15 protein-coding genes and 1 riboswitch are annotated in these 13,167 nt (G+C 65.7%); of the genes, 6 read left to right on the forward strand and 9 right to left on the reverse strand.

What is annotated here, in order from left to right; all coding sequences use genetic code 11:
- Positions 1-43 precede the first annotated feature (43 nt).
- The 4 genes from L0962_RS16495 to L0962_RS16510 all read right to left on the reverse strand — a co-directional run bounded on the left by L0962_RS16495 (position 44) and on the right by L0962_RS16510 (position 1,842).
- Positions 44-478, reverse strand: coding sequence for a hypothetical protein (locus L0962_RS16495; RefSeq protein WP_234087569.1), 435 nt, complete (start codon positions 476-478; stop codon positions 44-46).
- A complete protein-coding gene (locus tag L0962_RS16500) occupies positions 462-668 on the reverse strand; it encodes a hypothetical protein (protein ID WP_234087570.1) in 207 nt (68 codons plus the stop codon). The genes L0962_RS16495 and L0962_RS16500 overlap by 17 nt, the downstream gene beginning before the upstream one ends.
- A 265-nt stretch (positions 669-933) precedes the next feature.
- Positions 934-1,551, reverse strand: a complete 618-nt coding sequence (gene rpsD / locus L0962_RS16505; protein ID WP_234087571.1) for a 30S ribosomal protein S4 — start codon at positions 1,549-1,551, stop codon at positions 934-936.
- A 24-nt stretch (positions 1,552-1,575) separates the two neighbouring features.
- Positions 1,576-1,842, reverse strand: a complete 267-nt coding sequence (locus tag L0962_RS16510) for a hypothetical protein (RefSeq protein WP_234087572.1) — start codon at positions 1,840-1,842, stop codon at positions 1,576-1,578.
- A 119-nt stretch (positions 1,843-1,961) separates the two neighbouring features.
- A riboswitch (cobalamin riboswitch) is annotated at positions 1,962-2,187 on the forward strand.
- A gap of 64 nt (positions 2,188-2,251) precedes the next feature.
- On the opposite strand from L0962_RS16510, the gene L0962_RS16515 reads away from it, so the two are divergent.
- Genes L0962_RS16515 through cobN form a run of 4 tightly spaced genes read left to right on the forward strand, consistent with a single transcriptional unit; the run spans position 2,252 to position 7,628 of the window.
- On the forward strand, positions 2,252-2,779 hold the full coding sequence (locus L0962_RS16515) for a DUF2796 domain-containing protein (protein WP_234087573.1): 528 nt from the start codon (positions 2,252-2,254) through the stop codon (positions 2,777-2,779).
- A gap of 9 nt (positions 2,780-2,788) precedes the next feature.
- Positions 2,789-3,250: a hypothetical protein gene (locus L0962_RS16520; RefSeq protein WP_234087574.1), complete on the forward strand. Its 462-nt coding sequence runs from the start codon at positions 2,789-2,791 to the stop codon at positions 3,248-3,250.
- Entirely contained in the window at positions 3,247-3,615 is a 369-nt protein-coding gene (locus L0962_RS16525) for a DUF2149 domain-containing protein (RefSeq protein ID WP_234087575.1), read from the forward strand. Before L0962_RS16520 ends, L0962_RS16525 begins: the two co-directional genes overlap by 4 nt.
- Positions 3,612-7,628 (forward strand): cobaltochelatase subunit CobN, encoded by a 4,017-nt coding sequence (gene cobN, locus L0962_RS16530; RefSeq protein ID WP_234087576.1) that lies wholly within the window; start codon positions 3,612-3,614, stop codon positions 7,626-7,628. The genes L0962_RS16525 and cobN overlap by 4 nt, the downstream gene beginning before the upstream one ends.
- 45 nt (positions 7,629-7,673) lie before the next feature.
- Here cobN and L0962_RS16535 read toward each other — a convergent pair whose 3' ends face one another.
- From L0962_RS16535 to L0962_RS16555, 5 genes are all read right to left on the reverse strand, one after another.
- Entirely contained in the window at positions 7,674-9,512 is a 1,839-nt protein-coding gene (locus L0962_RS16535; RefSeq protein ID WP_234087577.1) for a DEAD/DEAH box helicase, read from the reverse strand.
- A gap of 194 nt (positions 9,513-9,706) precedes the next feature.
- Positions 9,707-10,501, reverse strand: coding sequence for a ferritin-like domain-containing protein (locus L0962_RS16540; protein ID WP_234087578.1), 795 nt, complete (start codon positions 10,499-10,501; stop codon positions 9,707-9,709).
- The gene (locus L0962_RS16545) at positions 10,498-11,544 is read right to left on the reverse strand and encodes an aldo/keto reductase (RefSeq protein ID WP_234087579.1); all 1,047 of its coding nucleotides are present in this window, start codon (positions 11,542-11,544) and stop codon (positions 10,498-10,500) included. The genes L0962_RS16540 and L0962_RS16545 overlap by 4 nt, the downstream gene beginning before the upstream one ends.
- 28 nt (positions 11,545-11,572) lie before the next feature.
- The gene (locus L0962_RS16550) at positions 11,573-11,896 is read right to left on the reverse strand and encodes a hypothetical protein (protein WP_234087580.1); all 324 of its coding nucleotides are present in this window, start codon (positions 11,894-11,896) and stop codon (positions 11,573-11,575) included.
- The gene (locus L0962_RS16555) at positions 11,893-12,114 is read right to left on the reverse strand and encodes a YdcH family protein (protein WP_234087581.1); all 222 of its coding nucleotides are present in this window, start codon (positions 12,112-12,114) and stop codon (positions 11,893-11,895) included. Before L0962_RS16555 ends, L0962_RS16550 begins: the two co-directional genes overlap by 4 nt.
- A 66-nt stretch (positions 12,115-12,180) precedes the next feature.
- Between L0962_RS16555 and L0962_RS16560 the strand changes: the two genes are divergently transcribed.
- Both L0962_RS16560 and greB read left to right on the forward strand, forming a co-directional pair.
- A complete protein-coding gene (locus tag L0962_RS16560) occupies positions 12,181-12,489 on the forward strand; it encodes a hypothetical protein (protein WP_234087582.1) in 309 nt (102 codons plus the stop codon).
- The gene (gene greB / locus L0962_RS16565; RefSeq protein ID WP_234087583.1) at positions 12,489-13,046 is read left to right on the forward strand and encodes a transcription elongation factor GreB; all 558 of its coding nucleotides are present in this window, start codon (positions 12,489-12,491) and stop codon (positions 13,044-13,046) included. Before L0962_RS16560 ends, greB begins: the two co-directional genes overlap by 1 nt.
- The last annotated feature ends 121 nt before the right edge of the window (positions 13,047-13,167 follow it).

The raw sequence follows: 13,167 nt of genomic DNA on the forward strand, positions 1-13,167 counted from the left end.
TGGCGAGGGCTGGCTGACCTGTAAGCGAGGATGGGTGATGAAATCAGTTGTGCAGCGCGCTCGCGTCGTCGCACAGGCGGCGGGCGAGCGTGTCGCGTTCGCGGGCCAGTCGTTCGCATTCGCGATGCGCGGCACAGATCGTCTTGTCGAGATACCAGACGCGCTGGGCGGCGGCGAGCAATTGTTCGTTAGCATGCTTGAGTGTCATCAACTGCTGGCCGAGCTCGACGATCGCCTGGCCGGATTCGAGTTCGTCGATGCGGTTGCGGTACTGGCGGCACAAGGTTTCGAGGCGGGCGATTTCGCTGCGCTGTTCGCCCAGTTTCCTGGCGTGCAGCGTCGTGCTGCGCTTCTGGCGTTGCCTGGCCTGACGGAGCGCCTGCTTGAGCGCCAGGTTTTCCGCTTCCAGTTGAACGACGCGTTCGGCGCCTGCCGGCTCGCGTTCGATCAGCGAGCGGTTTTCAAGCGGTGCAAGCATGGCTTTCCTCCTGGCGGCCCAGGCGGATGCTGGCGCGTTCGCACAGTTCCCGGGTGTCGGTGTCGAGATCGTCCTGTTCGCTGAGTTCGTCGAGCAGACGGGCGGCGTGCAGCGCCGAATGGCGGCAGCCGGTTTCTTCGTGCAACAGGACCAGGCTGAGTGCGCCGGCCCAGAGTTCGTTGGCGATCATCGTCGGCTCCTCAGAAACTCGCATGGACGATCGAAAGCCACAGCAGCAGACCGGCAATGGCGGTATGGATCAGCAGTGTGTGCATGGCGAACTCCATTTGATGAGAACGGTTCTCAATGTATCGCCGTATTTGAGTTTTGTAAACAAGAATTGTTATTAAAAACTCGTTTGGTATCAAATGAAAGAAGGGCGATGCCGAAGCATCGCCCTTCCGGAAGCGGACGGGGTCAGCGACCCGCTTCCCGACTGCTCGATGAAAGCGGGCTCAGATACGCGTCGCGTAGTACTCGACGACGCGCTGCAGATCGAGCGGGAACGGTGCCGCGTCGCGATCCGGCAGATGGGCAAGACGGGCGGTTCGCGTCGTGCCGTCGTAGGCGATCCATTCCGGGCGTTCGAGCGCCGGCGCTTCGAGCGTGAAGCGGACCAGGTCGATCTTGCCGCCCGTTTCGGTCGGGCCGAAGGCATCGCCGACGCGCAGCCGGATCGACGGAATGGTCACCCGGCGGCCGTTGAGCTGGAAGTGGCCGTGCGCGACGAGTTGGCGCGCGGCGGGAATGGTCGGGGCGAAACCGGCGCGGAACACCAGGTTGTCGAGACGGCGTTCAAGCAGTTCGACCAGCTTGTCGCCGGTTGCGCCGCGGTGTTTCTTGGCGTCGGCGACGGCTCGGCGCAATTGCCGTTCGCTGAGGCCGTAGTTGTAGCGCAGCTTCTGCTTTTCCATCAATTGCAGGCCGAATTCGGATTTGCGCGACGCCAGCTTGCGGGCGCCGTGCTGGCCCGGCGGCTGGTTGCGTTCCTGCATCGACTTGCGCGACAGGCCGGGCAGATCGACACCGAGGGCGCGCAGGACTTTGAGGCGGGGACCGGTATAACGGGACATGGGGTTCTCTCGTGGCAAGTTCGGTTAGTGGACGTGAGCACCTGGTGCGGTCAACGACAGGCAATCGACGGAAATCGATGCCGGATGGCAGTCGACCGCCTCCCAGCCGCCGAGGACTTCCTGCAGGGTGCTCTTCAGATAGGGGTTGAGGCCATCCTGGCCGGCAACGCTGCGCAGGTGGGCGCGCAGCGCTTCGGTCTTGTGAAAGGTGGCGCCGCGCAGTGCGGAAGACGAAAGCAGGTGGATGACGGCGGCCAGCCGTAATTCGAGAGGCATGTCGGTCTGTTCCATCGAGCGCTCCAGTGGTTGGGAAACTGGCTGGCTCGCGGTGTTGACCGTGTGGCTGGCTTGGAAATGAGAATTGTTGTCAATAAATCGCCCCTCGTCAACTCTCCCGATGTTCGGGCTGTGTTAGGATGCCGGCCGTTGGTGCTCGCGGCGGTGTCTTGTCCGCCGCGGTTAAACGGGAAGCTGGAGGACGTCGGCAAGGCGACCGAACCAGCGCTGCCCCCGCAACGGTAAGTGGACGGACGCTTGCGTCCCGCGCTCATCTCTCTGCCACTGGCGATCTCGCCGGGAAGGCGATGAGGGTCGTGTCCACCAGCCCGGATACCGGCCAACAGGGTGGTTCGTCCTGGACGGACCGTAAGGCTCGCCTGCCGACGGGGAAGTCGGCGGAGCACTGTTGTGGAATCCTCACATGTCCTTCATTTTTCCGCCTATGGCCAGCCGTCTGCTGCCGGGTGTCGTTGCGTCCTTTTTCGTCATCTCGTCCGCCCTGGCACACGGTGACCACACCCACGGCCAGGGTAGCGCCCGCGTCGTCGTCGACGGCCAGACACTGACCGTCAGCCTCGATGTTCCGCTGGAGAGCTTTCTCGGTTTCGATTACCCGCCGAAGGGCGAGGCCCAGACGCAAACCTGGCAGGCGCTCAAGGCCCGGCTGGCCGAGCCGCTGCGTTTCGTCGAACCGGCCGCCGAGGGCGAATGCACACCGGCCGGCACGACCAGCAAGCCGGACCTGAGCGGCGACGATCCGGGCGGCGATGTCGCCAACCTGGTGTACGAGGTGCGTTTCACCTGCCGCAAACCGGAAGCGCTCAAGTCGGTCGTCTTCTCTGCCTTCCGCGATCATCCCGGACTCAAGCAGCTGCGCGTGCAGGCGACGAATGGCGCAGCGCGCAAGTCGCTGACCGTGCGCCCGCGTTTCCCTGCCCTGATCTTCTGAGGCCCGCACATGCTGGAAGCCGGTTTTACGCAGATCAGCCAGTACCTGCTGACGCCCATCCTGTGGCTGCTGGCCGCCGCGCTGCTCTATGCACTCTGGATGAGCGGCATCGTGCTGGTCGAAGCCTGGCAGCGTCGCCAGCCGGGCTTTCGCAGCCTGCTTGCGGTCGACGCGCTGGACATGGATGAAATCGAGCTGCTCGCGCTGCGCCGCATCGAACCTTTGCGGCTGCTCAGCCGGGTGACGCCGATGCTCGGCCTGATCGCCACGATGATTCCGCTCGGCCCGGCGCTGCAGGGCGTCGCCAGCGGTCGCGGCAATGCTGCGCTGGCGGTGTTTTCGGACGCCTTTGCCGGCGTCGTGCTGGCGCTGGCCGCCGCCGCCATCGGGCTGGTGCTGTATTCGGTGCGCCGTCGCTGGTTGCTCGGCGAACTGCTGGCCATCCGGCGGACCCGGGAGGGGCGGGCGTGAGTGCGCGGGATGACGCGGCCGCCGCCGTTTCCTGTGCCGAGCATGTCGCTCGCCGACAGGGCGGCGGACTCAGCCATTTCAGCATCTTTGCCGAAGATGACGACGATCCGATGCTGTCGTCGGTCAATCTGGTCGATGTCTTTCTGGTACTCGTCGTTGCGCTGCTGGCTGCGGTCAACCTGTCCTCGCAGGCAGAAAGCGGCACGCCGGTCGAACTGACGATTCCCGAGGACGGCAAGGAAATCCGCTACCAGGGCAGCGGCAGCAACGGCGAAGGCGAGGGCATCCGGGCCGGCGTCGCCTACCGTCTGCGCGATGGCAGCATCATTTACGTACCGGAAGCGGCGTCGACCGCAAAACCATGAACTGGCAACGCTGGATCGGCGGGCTGTTGCTCGCCGTCGGGCTGCTCGCCAGCGCGCAGGCCCGGCAACTGCTATGGGTGACCGCCGACATCACGCCGGCGGCACGGACGGCACTGGTTGCCAGACTGGCCCAGGCAGCCGGCTGGCAGTTCCGGCATGTCGATCACGCGTTGACGCTGCCGGCCGGTGAGCGAGCGCTCGCCCGGCAGCGTCTGGCCGAAGCGGTCGGTACGGCCGACATGGTCTGGATCGATGCGCCGCATGCGACGCCGCAGGCGCTGCTGGCCGACCTGTTCGGCGAAATCCGCGGCGGTCCGCCGCAAGTCTGGATCACGCCCGAACCGGGTGGCGATCCGCTGGTCGATTATCTGCGTCACGGTGGCGAAGCGAACGTGCAGGCGGCGTTGACGCTGGCTGCGCGCCGTCTCGACGGTCTTGCGCCGGCCGACGCGCTGGTCGGGCTGCCGCCGCCGCGAGCCTGGCCGCGCCAGGGCATCTATCTGCCGGGCGCACCGGATTTTCTGCCCGATGCCGATGCGCTGGCTGCCTGGCTGGACGCGCATCCGTCGGCGGCGGCGCAGCCGGCGGTGGCCATCCTCGTCCATCGGCATCATTTCGTCGATGGCGATACCGGCTGGCTCGACCGCTGGCTGAATATTTTTGCCGCCCGCGGATTGTTCGCCTACGCGGTTTTCGGCCAGCAGCTCGATGGCAAGGGGCTGCGCGAACTGCTGGTGCGCCGGGGTGCCCGGCGCGACGATGGTCCGGAAACGCCCCTGGCCGATGTGCTGGTGCTGCACCAACTGGCCTCCAAAGGCACCGAATTGCAGGCGCTGTTCTCGCGCTGGCAGCGTCCGGTATTGTCGGCGCTGCCTTACCGGCATGGCGGGGTCGCGGCCTGGGAGGCCGACCGGACCGGCTTGCGCCAGTCCGATGCGCCGTTCTACCTGTTCCAGCCGGAAGCGGCCGGCGCGATCGATCCGCTGATTATCGCCGCCCATCCCGGCGACGGCGGTGCCATCGAATTGATCGACCGGCAAGCCGGGGCACTGGCCGCCAAGGCCGGTCGGCTGGTCGCGCTGCAACGCAAGGCGGCGGCCGACAAGCGCATCGTCATGATGGCGTACAACTATCCGGCCGGCGGCAGCAACTTCGGCGCCTCTTTCCTGAATGTGCCGCGCAGCCTGGAGAACGTCACCGCCGGATTGATCCATGCCGGCTATCGCACCCAATCCCTGCCCGAGGCAGCCTGGGTGGATAACCTGCAGCCGCTGCTCGGTGCCTATTACGACGGTGCCGATCTGTCGGCGTTGCTTGCCACGGACCGGGCGGCCGCCTTGCCGCTGCGCGATTACCTGGCCTGGTGGAAAACCCTGCCGCAGCAGGTTCGCCAGCGTATCGCGGCGCACTGGGGAAATCCCGAGAAAAGCCGCTATGTCGTCGACTGGCAGGGCGAGCCGGTTTTCGTGATTCCCCGGCTACAGCTCGGCAACGTTTCGGTATTGCCGCAACCGCCGCGCGAAGAAACGCTGCATCGCGGCCAGAACCCGTTCATGCACAAGAGCGGCGTGCCGCTGTCGCACCACTATCTGGCGGTTTACCTGTGGGCGCGCCGGGCCGACGCACTGATCCATTTCGGCACTCACGGCACGCAGGAATGGGCCGACGGCAAGGCGCGCGGGCTGGACGTGCAGGACGACGCATTGCTGCCGCTCGGCGATCTGCCGGTGATCTATCCCTACATCGTCGACAACCTGGGCGAAGCGTTGACCGCCAAACGGCGCGGTCGGGCGCTGCTGCTCAGTCACCGTACGCCGGTACTGGCCACCGGCGGCTTGAGCGACGGCATGGGGCAATTGCACGAACTGATGCACGAATGGGCGATTGCCGACCAGGGGCCGACCAAAAATGCCGTCGGCGAGCGGTTGACCGCACTGATCGTCGAAAACGGCCTGCATAACGACCTCAAGTGGCCGCTCGAACGTGTGCGCAGGGAACTCGACGCTTTCCTCGATGCGCTGCATCCCTGGCTGGACCAGGTTGCCAACGCCAGCCAGCCGCGCGGCCTGGCCGTGTTCGGCAAGGTGCCGGAGGCCGGATTGCGCCGGCAGCTGATCCTGCAAAGCCTGCGCATGCCCTTGCTCGATGCCCTCGGTGAAGACGTCGACGAAACCTTTCTGATGGATTACCGGAAGATCGAGGAATCGCGGCCGATGCGCTGGCTGAAAGTGGCCCTCGACGATGCCGATGCCGCCGCCCGGCTCGACCTGCGGCCGCAACGTACCGGCGCCGTACCGAACCGTGCCGCCGAACGGCGGATCGACCAGGAAGCGCTGCGTGCGCTGGCCGAACGGGCGCAGGCGCTGGACCGCCTGTTCGCGGTAGACAACGAGATGCCCGGCCTGCTTGCCGCGCTCGACGGGCGCTTCGTGCCGGCCGCCTATGGCGGCGATCCGATCCGCAATCCGGACAGCTTGCCGACCGGCCGCAACCTGATCGGCCTCGATCCGGCCCGCTTGCCGACGCAACAGGCCTATACGGTTGCCCAACTGCTGTTCGAGCAGTGGCTGGAGGACTGGCGCAAGGCGCATGGCGGCGCCATGCCGGAGCGCCTGGCGCTGTCGCTGTGGGCCGGCGAAACCCTGCGTCACCAGGGCGTCATGGAAGCGCAGGCCTTGGTCGCGCTCGGCGTCCGACCGCTCTGGGACGAGGCCGGTCGGCCGCGCGGCGTGCAGCGGATTCCGCCGGCCGAACTCGGTCGACCGCGGGTGGATGTCCTGCTCAGCGTCACCGGCTCCTACCGTGATCAGTTCCCGGCGCTGATGGCGCTGGTCGATAGCGCTGTCGCCGAGGCGGCGAAAGGCGAGCCGGATGGCGTGATTGCCCGGCACAGCCGCGACGTTGCCGACGAGTTGCGTCGGCACGGCGCGCCGGCGGCACTGGCCGAACGACTGGGCCGCGTGCGCGTGTTCGGCAATGCGCCGGGCGACTACGGCACCGGCATCGCCGAGGCGACGCTGGACGACCGGCTGCAGACGCGCGACGCGCGGCTCGGCGGAATGTTCCTGCAACGCATGAGCCAGCCCTACGTCGACGGTGTTGCGGTCGACGACCTGCCGCCGGGCATTTCCGCGCAGGCGCTCGGCGCCCAATTGCGACGCACCGACGCGGCGCTGCTGTCGCGCACCTCCAACCTGTACGGCATGGTCAGTTCCGACGATCCCTTCCAGTATCTCGGCGGACTGGCCGCCGCCGCGCGCAGCGCCGGGCGCGAGGCGCCGCTCGATCTTTACGTCAGCCAGCTGCAGCACGCCGACGAGCCTTATGCGCAGCGTGCGCAGCAGAGCATCGCCGCCGAGATGCAGTCGCGCTACCTGCACCCCGGCTGGGTCGAGGCGATGCAGCAGGAAGGCTATGCCGGCACCTTGCAGGTGCTGAAGGCGGCGCAGTTCGCCTGGGGCTGGCAAAGCGTCGTCGACGACGCGGTGCGGGCCGACCACTGGCAGGGTTTCTACGACGTTTATGTCCGCGACCGTTACCAGAAAGGTGTCCCCGACTGGTTGCGCGGCAACAATCCGCAAGCGTATGCCCAGACGCTGGAGCGCCTGATTCAGGCGGTCCGGCACGGCCATTGGCAACCCGATGCGGCGACCCGAAAAGAACTGGCCAGCCTGTATCGCGAGCTGCGTCGCGAGTCGCCGCCGGCCAATGCCTCGCGCGCCGCCGGCGAATGGGCCGACAAGATGCTGGGCGAGACCGGCGGCAAGCAGTCGACGCCGGCTGTCGTCCGGCTGGCGGCGGGCGCCGTGCCGGCACCGGTCGTCGCTGCGCCCGAAGCGGCCGGCGATGCGGCTCCCGACGTCCCGGTCTATCGTCAGGTTAGCGGCCAGCGGCTGGTGCGTCAGCCGGTGGCGCAAAACCTGCCGGCCGCGTTGTTCTGGCTCGGCCTGCTGTTGCCGATCTGCGGCGGCGCTGTCCGGCAGTGGTCTTGCGGTCGACGCCGTCCAGCATGAAAAAAGCCACGGCGGATGGCCGTGGCTTTCTGGCGGGAAGATCGTTCAGCGGTCGGCGAACGGCTTCTTCTTGAACTTGCGCTCGCCATCCGGCTTGCGCTCGCCACTGAAGCCGCCGCCCGGGCGGCCTTCGTCGGGACGCAGGTTGATCGGCACGCCGCGGATGCGCGTGCGCTTCAGCGCGTTGCCGGCCTCCTTGGGCATGCCGGCCGGCAATTCGACCGTGCTCGATTCGTCGTAAAGGCCGATGCGGCCGATGAAGCGGCTGTCGAGACCGGCTTCGTTGGCGATTGCGCCGACGATGTCGCGGACTTCGACACCGTGGTCGCGGCCGACATCGATGCGGTAGCGCACCATGTCGCCGGCCGGTGCCGGGCGGGCCGGACGCTCGCTGCGCGGCGGACGGTCCTCGAAGCGCGGGCGTTCGCTGCGTTCGCCACGGTCTTCAAAGCGCGGGCGTTCGCCGCGATCCTCGAAGCGCGGCTTGCGCTCACGGTCGCCAAAGCTGGCCGGACGGCGGTCATCGCCACGGTCCTCGCGGAAAGCGCGGGGCGCGGGATCTTCGCCGGCGATCTGCAGCGGCTTGCCTTCCTGCGCCATCATCGCCAGCGCGGCGGCGACTTCCTCGGCGCCGACATCCTTTTCCTCGCAGATCTGCGAGACGATGTTGGCGAAGAAGTCGAGGCCTTCGGCTTCCATTACCTCGGCGACCTTGCTCTTGAAATCGGCGACGCGCTTGTTGGTCACGTCGGCGCGGCTGGGCAGCGTCAGCGGCGCGATCGGCTGGCGGGTGGCGCGTTCGATGGTGCGCAGCATGCGGATTTCGCGCGGGGCGACGAACAGGATGGCGTTGCCGGTGCGGCCGGCGCGGCCGGTGCGGCCGATGCGGTGCACGTAGGCTTCGGTGTCGTACGGAATGTCGTAGTTGACGACGTGGCTGACACGCGGCACGTCGATGCCGCGGGCGGCGACGTCGGTGGCGATGACGATGTCGAGCGCGCCCGACTTCAGCTGGTCGATGACGCGTTCGCGCATCTGCTGGTTGAGGTCGCCGTTCAGCGCGGCGGCGGCGTAGCCGCGGGCGTTCAGCTTGTCGGCCAGTTCGACGGTGGCGGTCTTGGTGCGGACGAAGATGATGGCGGCGTCGAAGTCTTCTTCAACTTCGAGGATGCGGGTCAGCGCGTCGAGCTTGTGCATGCCGGAAACCTGCCAGTACACCTGGCGGATGGCGGCGACCGTGGCGGTGGCCGCCTTGATCTTCACTTCCTTCGGTTCGACCAGGTATTTTTGCGCGACGCGGCGGATCTGCTCCGGCATCGTCGCCGAGAACAGCGCGGTCTGGTGCTGTTCCGGCGTGTGTTCGAGGATCCATTCGACGTCGTCGATGAAGCCCATGCGCAGCATTTCGTCGGCTTCGTCGAGGACCATGGTCTTCAGGTGGTCGAGGTTGAGCGTCTTGCGCTCCAGGTGGTCCATGACCCGGCCCGGCGTGCCGACGATGACGTGGGCGCCGCGCGACAGCTGCTTGAGCTGGATGGTGTAGCTCTGGCCACCGTAGATCGGCAGTACGTGGAAACCGGGCAGGTTCTTGGCGTAGCTCTGCAGCGCCTCGGCGACCTGGATTGCCAGCTCCCGCGTCGGCGTCAGGATCAGCGCCTGCGGCTTGGCGACCTTGATGTCGATGGTTTCCATCAGCGGGAGCGCGAAGGCGGCGGTCTTGCCGGTGCCGGTCTGCGCCATGCCGAGGATGTCGTGGCCGTCGAGCAGGATGGGAATGCACTGGGCCTGGATCGGGGAGGGGGTTTCGTAGCCGATTTCCGAGAGCGTTTTGAGCAGGGATTCGCTCAGGCCGAGATCGGCGAAGCTGTCCACGGTGGACGTCATGATGATGTTCCTTTCCGCGCCGTCCCGTCCGTAGGGAAAAGCGCCTGTCGCCCGTTGCGGGCGTCCTCTGAGTGACCCCGACGCAGCCATGCCGGGGGAATGAATCAATGGGGTGAAACCTGCACTAGTACCTGTAAAACCGGGGCTGCTCGAAGTTACTGCGGGCGATGCATCAACGCATTGAACTGATTATTCTACATTTTTCTGGCCAACGCCGCCAGTTCGGCGGCGCTGAAGCCGGCTTGCAGGCGGGCCGCTTCGTTCATCGGTGTCGGCGGACGCGGCGCCTTGTAGGCGATCAGTAGTTCGCGGTAGGCATTTTCGGGGTCGACGCCGCGTTGACCGCAAAATTCGCGGAACCAGCGGTCGCCGAGGCCGACGTGGCCGATTTCGTCGCGCAGGATGATGTCGAGTGCGCGGGCGCTTGCCTCGTCGCCGTTTTCGGCCAGACGGCGCTGGATCGGCGGCGTCGCGTCGAGGCCGCGCGCTTCGAGCAGGCGCGGTACCAGCGCCATGCGGGCGAGCGGGTCGTCGGCGGTCTTCTCGGCCATTTCCCAGAGGCCGGCATGGGCCGGGAAGTCGCCGTAGTCGTGGCCGTAGCTGGCCAGCCGTTCGCGCAGCAGCGAGAAATGCGCTGCCTCTTCGGCGGCGACGCCGATCCAGTCGGCGTAGTAGGCTTGCGGCAGGCCGCGGAAGCGGGCGGCGTGGTCGAGTGCCAGGTTGATCGCGGTGAATTCGATATGGACGATCGCGTGCAGCAGCCGGGCACGCCCTTCCGCCGTCGTCGGGCTGCGCTGCGGCACGGCTTTCGGCGGCACGATCTCGGGCTGTGCCGGCTTGCCGCAGTACAGTTCGAGCGGTGTCGTGTCTCGCCAGTCGAGCCGGTCGGCGCGCCAGTCGGCCTCGATACTTGCGGTCAACACGAGTTTTTCGTCGATTTCGGTGGCGGCCAGGGCTTGCGCCAGCCGCACGAACAGCGATTCGCTCATGGTGCCGGATTGGTGTAGCGGAGATGGATCGCGTCGATTGCCGCCAGCAGTTCGGCATGCATTGGCGTCAGTGTTGCCGGCAGGGTTTCCTTGAGCTGGGCCAGCGACGAGGCGCCGATGATGGTGCTGGCAACGAACCAGCGCGAGCGGACGAAGCCGAGCGCCAGTTGCGTCGGCGTCAGGTCGTGGCTGCGCGCCAGTTCGACATAGGCGGCAACGGCCGGGGCAACGTTGGGCTTGGTATACCGCTGGCCGAAGCTCGGCCATTGGCTCAGTCGGCCGGGGGCTGTCGGGTCGCTCAGGTATTTGCCGGTCAGGTGGCCGAAGGCCAGCGGCGAATAAGCGAGCAGGCCGACTTCCTGACGATGGCAGGTTTCGGTCAGCGCCGTTTCGAATGTCCGGTTGAGCAGGCTGTAGGCATTTTGCGTCGACACGATGCGCGGCAGGCCGAATTCGTCGGCCAGCCGGGTGAATTCCATGATTCCCCAGGGATGTTCGTTGGAGACTCCAACATGGCGGACCTTGTCTTGCTCGACCAGTTCGGCCAGCGCGGCCAATTGGGCGCGGATCGGAGTGCACTCGCGTTCCTTGGCCGGTTCGTACTGCCATTGCCCGAACATCGGCTGGTTGCGCTCCGGCCAGTGCAATTGATAGAGGTCGATGTAGTCGGTTTGCAGGCGCCGCAGCGAGCCTTCGACGGCGGCGCGGATGTTGGCATGGTCGATCGCCAGCGGGCCGCCGCGGATCCAGTCGAGATTTCGGCTGGGGCCGGCGACTTTGGTGGCGACGACGATCTTTTCCCGCGCCTGCCGCTTCAGCCAGCGGCCGACGATGCTTTCCGAGGCGCCACAGGTCTCCTGACGCGGCGGTACGGCGTACATTTCGGCGGTGTCGATGAAATTGACACCATGTTCCAGGGCGTAATCGAGCTGGGCATGGGCATCGGTTTCATCGGTCTGTTCGCCGAAGGTCATCGTGCCCAGGCAGATATCAGGAATGCTCAGGGCGCTGCGGCCGAGCGTATGGCGTTTGAACAGGCTCATGATGGAATCTCCGGAAAGTGGCGAATGGCTACGGTCGACCGCAGAGCACGCCATAAATCAGGATGGGGCGGTCCAGCACGTCGTCGAAGCCGGCGGGCACGATGGCCAGCGGTTGGTCTTCGGCGTCGATGTCGTGTCGGGAAGTCCAGGCAACCGCCGCTTCGTGGGCGTCGTCGAACGTGTCGAACAAGGCATCGAGGCCGGGCGAACGCAGCGGTTTCAGGTGGCCGGTACGGCGATCCAGTACCTGGTCGGTATCGAGCTTCTGTACGGCGTAGCCGCAGGCCGGACGGGGCAAGGGCAGGCGTTCGATGTCGAAACGGTCGCCGAAGGCATCGGCAGGCAGGCTCATGCCGGAATGTCGGGAGTCAGCATCAGTTCAAGTTGCAGGATGCGGTCCTTGAGCGACAGCTTGCGCTTTTTCAGGCGGCGAATCAGCAGGTCATCGGGGGGCGGGTTTTCGATCAGGTGCAGAATGACCTGGTCCAGATCGCGATGTTCCACCTGCAATTCATGCAGCTGGATGCGAATGTCGCTGATCTCCTGCTCGGTCAGCGGATGAACTGCCATGCGTGACTCCTGGGGGCTTTCCGGGTTTTGCTAGAATACCTCAACCGCTGCAGGGAGGAGAAAACTATGCTGCACCATGTCATTGTGACCTTCGGCAAAAGCCGGGAGTATGAATTCAAGTTCGCGGCTGGCGTTTCGGCAGAAGAGGCCCGCAAGTGGTTCGATCACGAGTTTGTGGCGCTGAACTGTGATGTTGTGACGCCGACCGGCAAGATACTCGCTGTCGACCGCATCCTCAGTGTCGCCAGGTATGCCGGCGAAGCGCGCTTCCAGGATGCGACCGGCTGGGCCGAGCAGTTTGCCCGCCATACCGCCGCGTTGCTCGGCCGCGAACTGATTCGCGTCGATGTCGAACACTATTGCATCGGCTACTGATGAACAAGGCTTTCGTCCGCGAAAGCGATGGCGACGATGAAGAGGAGCTGCAGCCCGGTCTGCAGATTCCCGCCGGCGCGAAAAACTACATCACGCCGGCCGGCCACGCGCGTTTGAAAAGCGAACTTGAACACCTGGTCAAGCGCGAACGTCCGCATGTCGTTGAAATCGTCGCCTGGGCAGCGTCCAACGGAGACCGCTCGGAAAATGGTGACTATATATATGGCAAGCGCCGACTGCGTGAAATCGACCGACGCATACGTTTCCTCGGCAAGCGGCTGGATATCGCCGAAGTGGTCGATCCTTTGCGCCAGGGGGAGAACGATCAGATCTTCTTTGGTGCGACGGTGACGATCGGCGAGCCGGACGGAACGGAAAACACCTATACCATCGTCGGTATCGACGAAGCCGATGCCTCGCGTGGTCGGATCAGTTGGATCTCGCCGCTGGCCAGAGCGCTGATCAAGGCGAGGGAAGGAGACAGTATCCGCTTCCAGAGTCCGGTCGGCCTGCGCGACATCGACATCCTTGAAGTGCGTTATCAGCCGGTCGACTGAAATATTTGCTGAATGGGGTTGACGGTTTTTTTGGGGTGTGTAGAATGCGCACCTTCCTTGCGGTGCCGGGGTTTTCGGCGAAGCGAGGCAAGCGGTGAGGTGAAAGAAATTTTGCTGAGGT

This window comes from Azonexus sp. R2A61 (genome assembly GCF_021401135.1).
Classification (GTDB): Bacteria; Pseudomonadota; Gammaproteobacteria; order Burkholderiales; family Rhodocyclaceae; genus Azonexus.